This is a genomic window from Ignavibacteria bacterium, assembly GCA_016873775.1.
GTDB lineage: Bacteria > Bacteroidota > Ignavibacteria > UBA10030 > F1-140-MAGs086 > JAGXRH01.
Genome location: VGWC01000010.1, coordinates 43201 through 49828, shown reverse-complemented (window position 1 = coordinate 49828; position 6628 = coordinate 43201). Strand labels below are relative to the sequence as shown.

The following is a 6628-nucleotide window of genomic DNA, read 5'->3' as shown; positions in this document are numbered from 1 at the left end:
TTTTATATTTTAGATTGGGATAAGATGGAGTCCACCTTGCTTAATAGAATCATTGCATCTTAAAAACTTTACGTTGGTATTAAAAAAAGGTGGACTCCATCTTTCCGCATTTTAAAATGCTTCTATCAAATGTCGAATTTGAATTTCGCCGTTGTTGTTTTCAATTGCGATTACGTCGAAGCGAGATTCTTTGAATTGAATTTCGGGATGTTTGAATAAAAATCCTTCGGCGGTTTTGCGAAGTGCTTGTTGTTTCTTCGGCGTAATGGATTCTTCAGGAGTTCCGTGTGAATCGTTTGTTCGTGCTTTTACTTCAATAAATACAAGTATGGAATTATCTTTCGCAATAATATCAATTTCTCCGTGATGAATATTGAAATTGCGAGTAATGATTTCATAATTCTTTTGTTGAAGAAATTTTACAGCGATGTCTTCGTAGTTGTTGCCGGTGGTTTTTGTGTTTACCATTTCTAATTATCAATTGTCAATTGGAAATTATTTCCATCCCTTCACAACAAAACTTTTTCGGTGAAACTCACTCAATCCGAATTTTCGTATTGCTTCTACGTGCGCTTTTGTCGGATAACCTTTGTGTTGTGCAAAACCGTAATGCGGCAAATGTTGGTGAAGTTCTTTCATCATTCTATCGCGTGTAACTTTTGCTATAATGGAAGCGGCGGCAATTGAATAACATTTCGCGTCTCCTTTAACAATAGTTGTAAATGGAATATTTGAATCTTTTGAAAATCTATTTCCGTCAATCAATAAATGCTGCGGTGAAATGGAAAGTTTTTTTACCGCCCGATGCATTGCTTCAAATGTCGCATTGAGAATGTTGAGTTCATCAATTTCTTCGTGCGATACAATTCCGACACCGACAGAAATTGCGTTTTCGTAAATCTTGTCAAATAATTCTTCGCGTTTTTTTTCTGAAAGTTTTTTTGAATCGTTAATTCCGTTCAAAGAAATATTTTGGGGAAATAAAACTGCAGATGCAACAACCGGTCCTGCAAGAGGTCCGCGTCCCACTTCATCAATTCCAGCAACGAAATTCATGTTGTTGTTCCAAAATTCGTTTTCAAAATTCAAAGAAAGCATAAAGCATAGAGCGAAGAGCGAAGAGCGAAGAGAAGAGATTTTACTCTATGCTCTACGCTCGTTGCTCTTTGCTAAAATTGGTTGATGAGTTGAATATGAATTTTCATTTGCGAAAACGTATCGCCTTTTCCCAATGCAAAACTTACGCCGAGTAAACCTACACGGGTTTCCAATCGAACGCCGGCTCCGTAACCGAATAAAAATTCTTTTGTGGAAAAAAGAAATGGAGCAAGCGCTGAACGCGAATAATACCCCGCGTCAAAAAATCCGAAGAAAAATGATTGCTGCGAAAACAGAAAACGATATTCGGTATTCGACCAAACAATACTCGAAGCGAGAAATTGTTTTTCTCTGTAACCGCGAATTGTTGTTGCGCCGCCGAAACGAAACAAATCAGAGAATTCAAGTTTTGTGCTTTTTATTTCTTTCGTGTGAAGCGCCACAGAAAGTACCTGATGTGTTGTAGGAGAAAAATATTGCTCGACGTTCGTAAACAATCTTTGTAGAGAAAAACGTGACGACGCGATCGTTTTATTTCCCCATTCAATTTGTACATGGTACAAACCTCCATTGGTTGGCGAGAGAATATCATCGCGTGAATCGAACTGTGCTTGTATTCCGCCGGTAATTATTGTATTTGAGAACACTGATGAAGTGGTTGTAAGCGATGGAAGTGTTTGTTCATAAGAAAATATTGTGCCGAGAGAAAAACTTTCGTTGAACAAAAAATCTGTATTCACATCAGTAACCCTCTGGACAAACGTGGAATCCTGTTTTCGCTGAGCGAATCCAATAATTGCGGAAAGTGGAATGTTGAACAGCCACGGTTCTGAATATCGCAACGCAATTTCTTGTGTGAGTTCACTTTCGCGTTGCCAATGAATTGTTGCTTTTCGCGCTGTGCCAAATAAATTCCGCATCGAAATATCAATTTGTCCTGTAACGATTCCGTGCTGATTATTTGTAGAAGGAACGTAACCAATAATCCCATTGAAATTATTGAACGAACCTTCTTCGACTTTGATGAATAAATTTCCTCCGTTGTTATCGAGTAAAAGTTGCGGTTTATTTACAGAAGAAAAAATATTTAAACGGCGAAGATTTTTTTCAATACGGTTGATTTTCGTTTGGTTGTAGAGTTCTCCATTGTTCATTCGCAACTCACGAAGAATGATATCGCGATTGGTTTTTTTATTTCCTTCGATGGAATATTGTTCGATGTACACAATTTGTCCTTCGTTGATTTCAAGTTCGATGGAAATTCTTTCTTCGTTGTTTATCGAAAGTAAAGAAATATTGGCCACCGAAACAGAAGTAAAAGGATAGCCGTTGTTTTCGTATAACTGAAGCAACTGTTCAATACAGTTTTCAATTATTGGTTCGCTTAGTTGTACTTTGATTGATGACGCGAAGTGCTGCAACAGATATTCTTGGGAAAAAGCAGTATTTCCCGAAAATAGAATTGTGTCTATGTTGTAAGATGGAACAGTATCAACAACGCCTGAAAAATGTTGAAAAGTTCGTATGTTCGGTTCACTTCGTAAAAAAGAAAAACCGAAGAAAGAGGACAAGAAAAAAATGTGCGCAAATTTTACAAAGAAAATATCTGTTTATTCCTCAACAATTTTTTTAACTTCGTTGTGCAACTCTTCACGATGTTCGTCAACTTCATCCGATTCAATGACACTCACGATTTTTTGATTCGGAGCAATGATAAACGTAATGCGGTCTGTACCGCCTAATCCACCCGAAACGCCGTACGCTTTCATCGCAACTTTTTTCTTATCGCAAAGTAAATCAAACGAAAAATTATTCTTGAAATAAAAATTGCGAATTACTTCTTCTCGTTCTGAATTTATTCCAATCACTGTCATCCTCGATTGACGATAGAAACTAAAATCCAATTCAAAATTTTTTAAGTGAATAACGGAATTTTTATTATTACTTCTTCCGTAAAAAGCCACAATCACGTAACTTCCTTTGTAATCGGAAAGCGATACTTCATTTCCTGCTTGATTTTTAAGAGTAACATCCGGTGCTGTTTCTCCTGGTTGCAACGCATCGCTTGCGCAACCATTGAATAATATCAATGAGATTATGAATAAATACCAATATGTTTTTTGAGTCATATAAACTTCTCCCACGAAATTGATAGTTGTAAATAATACGGGTGCATTATACAAAACTTTTTTTAAAATGCAAACGATAAAAATTTAAAATTATCTTTATTCAATTTTTTTCATCTATTCATTATATTAAAAAAAAAATTTCATTATCATAAGATAATATATATTTGAGAAAACTAATATGCAACGCATTTACTTAGATTACGCAGCAACCACTCCGTTAGACCCGGAAGTGTTTGAAGCAATGAAACCCTACTTCAATGAAAAATTCGGCAATGCTTCTTCGATTCATTCTTTTGGACAAGAAGTGAAAAGCGCACTTGAAGAAAGCAGAACAATTATAGCATCTTCTCTTTCGGCTATTCCATCTGAAATTATTTTTACTTCGAGCGGAACAGAAGCGAATAATATTGCACTTAAAGGTTTTGCACAACATTTACGAAAACAAGGAAAACAGCATATCATCGCATCACCAACAGAACATCACGCCGTGCTGAATTCGTGCGAGTATATAAAGAACACGGGAATTATTGTTTCGTATTGTTCGGTTAATGCATTCGGCGAAATTTCATTTGAAGAAATTCAAAAACTTTGCACAAAACAAACCGGTCTTATTGCAATTATGCACGCCAATAATGAAACCGGAACTATTCATTCAATTGAAAAAATTGGTGCATTTGCTAAACAAAACGGAATATTATTTCACACCGATGCAGTGCAATCGTTTGGCAAAATTCCTATAGATGTTAGTAGAATGAATATTGATACACTTGCCATTTCTGCACATAAAATTTATGGTCCCAAAGGAATCGGCGCATTGTATATACGTCGGGGTATTGAAATTGAACCGTTGTTTCACGGAGGAGGACAAGAACGAGGAAAACGCGCGGGAACGGAAGCAGTTCCACTCGTGATTGGTTTCGGAAAAGCAACGATGCTGATGAATCAACATCGTGAAGAAGAATTTCTTCGAATGAAATTATTGAAATCTCTGTTGAAAGAAAAACTCGTTAAAGAAATTTCTCCATTGTTTGGAAACAACATTCTTCTATTCAATGGAAACGACGAAACTTCATTGTCAAATATTCTCAGTATTTCGATTGATTGTTCGCAAATAAGCATCGATGGTGAAATGCTCCTCTTGAATATGGATATGAACGGTGTAGCAGTTTCCAGTGGTTCTGCATGCACATCTGGTAGTATTGAACCATCGCACGTTTTGCTTGCAATGAAACGAGATATAGCAACAACAAAAGCAACATTGAGGTTTTCCTTCGGTCGCTGGACAAGCGAACAGGAAATTCTTTCTGCGGTTGCAATTTTAAAACGTTCACTCGTAAATCTTATTCATAAAAAAAGCACGAAATAGATTTCGTGCCTTGGAATTTATGAGAATAGCAGTTACTTTAAACGATTTTTTTTAGGAAGAACTTTTGTTGAATCGTTTCTGTTCATTATCGTTTGTTTGTAGTGCAATTTTAACACGTTTCCACACAAAATACAAACTCCAACGCTTTCGCTTTGCATAGCCGGATGATGAGTACAATAATAATTATCTTTGTTGCTCGTTTTTCGTTCTAATTGCTTTGCCCTCATTAACCGCTCTTGTGGAGTTAGTCTATGAATGTCTGAAATTTCTGTGCTTTCTTCCTGAACTATGGTAGAATCAACAACTTGTAGATTGATTGAATCCATAGTTGCTCTTTGAGATATATTTCTTCCATAGTTGTTTTGTGCAATCACATTTGCAACAATACCGCAATAGAAAAAAACAAAAAAAGAATGTAAAAGAAGTGTACGCACTGAATTTAAAAAAATTTTCAGTGCAATATATCAAACGGAATGTATGACGAGATTAACAACGAGTTAAGGATTGTTAATCGCAGAATGTATCGTTGAATTGTTATCTAAGGGAAATTTTATAACAAACGTTGTTCCCGAATTTACTTCGCTGTGAACGAGAATTCTTCCGCCGTGCATTTCAACAATCCATTTTGCAATAGATAGCCCCAAACCTGTTCCTCCCATTTCTCTTGAACGCGCTTTGTCAACACGATAAAAGCGGTTGAAAATTTTATGCACTTCATTTTGAGGAATTCCAATTCCAGTGTCTTCTATCTTAAATACTGCCGTTCCGTCCAATCTGTACAGTGCGAGAATTACTTTTCCGTTTTCGGGAGTGTACTTAATCGCATTATCGAGGAGATTTAAAAACAATTGTCGTAACCGCACTTTGTCGCCGAACAAACGAATTTCATCATTTTGTTCTAACACAATAGAAATATGTTTTGTCTGCGCAAGCAATTCACCATCTTCAAAAAGTTCTGAAGTGAGTTCGTTCAAATGCACTTCTTCACACGACGGCTTATACATATTCAAATCCGATTTTGAAAGCAACAAAAGTCCCTCAATAATACTATTCATCCGTATTGTTTCTTCAAGAAGAGAGAGAAGAATTTCGCGATGCTCTTCTTCAAGGTTTTCATTGTGTAATGCAACTTCAATTTCTCCACGCATAATAGTCAACGGAGTACGAAGTTCGTGCGAAGCATCCATAGTAAATTGTTGCGTCAGTTCAAATGAATTGCGTAATCGCAGTATCATTTCATTGAACGTTGCGATGAGTCTTCCGATTTCGTCATCAACAGAATGGTGCGGAATTTGTTGGTCAAGATTTGAAGCGGTTATTTTTTTTGCCGTTTCTATTACTTCGTCAATCGGGCGTAATGATTTTCTTGCAATGAACCATCCTCCAATCAGTGAAAATACAATGGCGATGGGAGAAATGAAGATTAAGTTCGCGAAAAGATTATCAAGAATTGTTTCTATTTCTTGCATGGGATATGCAACCCAAACTTCTCCGTTGACGTCTTTTGCGTATGCAAGACGACGTTCTTCTCCGTTCTTCGTTTGATATGTTGTAAGAACTGCATCTCCGAATGTTGCTGTGTCGCGTGGAATAAACAGTGAATCATCTGGCTCTAAATTTTCCGAGCGATAAAAAACTAATCCTTTATTGTTTTTCACGTAGAGAAAAGTTTTTTTCGGATTCCGCATCGCTTGTTCATAAATTTCGTACCAAATGGAATCCGCTTCTGTCCATTCGAATAAATACGGAGAAGTTGTTACCGTATCTTTTTTTGTAACAATATTTTTGGGAGTGAGCGTTTTTTTCGGTGGGGATTTTTTTTTCTTCTTTTTTATTTCTGCACGCTGCTGTAAATACTGACGCAACCATCCAACTTGACTGCGTAACGAAACATCAAGCGATTCCGAAATCGTTTCCTTTGTGTAGAAATATGCCGCAGTTCCAAACAAGGAAAGCGTAACTGTGAGTACCAATGCGTACCACAGTGTAAGTTTCGTGCGTAACGAAAAATGAAGTTTCATTCCTTAATAAAAAA

At 36.6% G+C, this 6628-nt stretch carries 7 protein-coding genes; 1 reads left to right on the top strand and 6 read right to left on the bottom strand.

Going from position 1 to position 6628, the window contains the following annotated elements:
- Nucleotides 1-111: 111 nt before the first annotated feature.
- From FJ218_02895 to FJ218_02880, 4 genes are all read right to left on the bottom strand, one after another.
- Nucleotides 112-468 (bottom strand): YraN family protein, encoded by a 357-nt coding sequence (locus FJ218_02895; protein ID MBM4165859.1) that lies wholly within the window; start codon nt 466-468, stop codon nt 112-114.
- Nucleotides 469-495: 27 nt separating this feature from the next.
- Complete coding sequence (locus FJ218_02890) at nt 496-1098, bottom strand: ribonuclease HII (protein MBM4165858.1); 603 nt, start codon at nt 1096-1098, stop codon at nt 496-498.
- Between the two features lie 71 nt (nt 1099-1169).
- The gene (locus FJ218_02885; protein ID MBM4165857.1) at nt 1170-2669 is read right to left on the bottom strand and encodes a hypothetical protein; all 1500 of its coding nucleotides are present in this window, start codon (nt 2667-2669) and stop codon (nt 1170-1172) included.
- Nucleotides 2670-2708: 39 nt separating this feature from the next.
- Entirely contained in the window at nt 2709-3227 is a 519-nt protein-coding gene (locus FJ218_02880; GenBank protein ID MBM4165856.1) for a redoxin domain-containing protein, read from the bottom strand.
- A 178-nt stretch (nt 3228-3405) separates the two neighbouring features.
- On the opposite strand from FJ218_02880, the gene FJ218_02875 reads away from it, so the two are divergent.
- Nucleotides 3406-4593: a cysteine desulfurase gene (locus tag FJ218_02875; GenBank protein MBM4165855.1), complete on the top strand. Its 1188-nt coding sequence runs from the start codon at nt 3406-3408 to the stop codon at nt 4591-4593.
- Between the two features lie 32 nt (nt 4594-4625).
- On the opposite strand, the gene FJ218_02870 is transcribed toward FJ218_02875, so the two are convergent.
- Nucleotides 4626-4919 (bottom strand): hypothetical protein, encoded by a 294-nt coding sequence (locus FJ218_02870; GenBank protein MBM4165854.1) that lies wholly within the window; start codon nt 4917-4919, stop codon nt 4626-4628.
- Between the two features lie 171 nt (nt 4920-5090).
- Nucleotides 5091-6614 carry a HAMP domain-containing protein gene (locus FJ218_02865; GenBank protein ID MBM4165853.1) on the bottom strand — a complete coding sequence of 508 codons (1524 nt, stop codon included), beginning with the start codon at nt 6612-6614 and terminating at the stop codon, nt 5091-5093.
- Nucleotides 6615-6628 lie beyond the last annotated feature (14 nt).

Bases quoted from the DNA above. Each gene is read 5' to 3' on its own strand.
- FJ218_02895 (MBM4165859.1), bottom strand. From the start codon at position 468: ATGGTAAACACAAAAACCACCGGCAACAACTACGAAGACATCGCTGTA.
- FJ218_02890 (MBM4165858.1), bottom strand. From the start codon at position 1,098: ATGCTTTCTTTGAATTTTGAAAACGAATTTTGGAACAACAACATGAAT.
- FJ218_02880 (MBM4165856.1), bottom strand. From the start codon at position 3,227: ATGACTCAAAAAACATATTGGTATTTATTCATAATCTCATTGATATTA.
- FJ218_02875 (MBM4165855.1), top strand. From the start codon at position 3,406: ATGCAACGCATTTACTTAGATTACGCAGCAACCACTCCGTTAGACCCG.
- FJ218_02870 (MBM4165854.1), bottom strand. From the start codon at position 4,919: ATGGATTCAATCAATCTACAAGTTGTTGATTCTACCATAGTTCAGGAA.
- FJ218_02865 (MBM4165853.1), bottom strand. From the start codon at position 6,614: ATGAAACTTCATTTTTCGTTACGCACGAAACTTACACTGTGGTACGCA.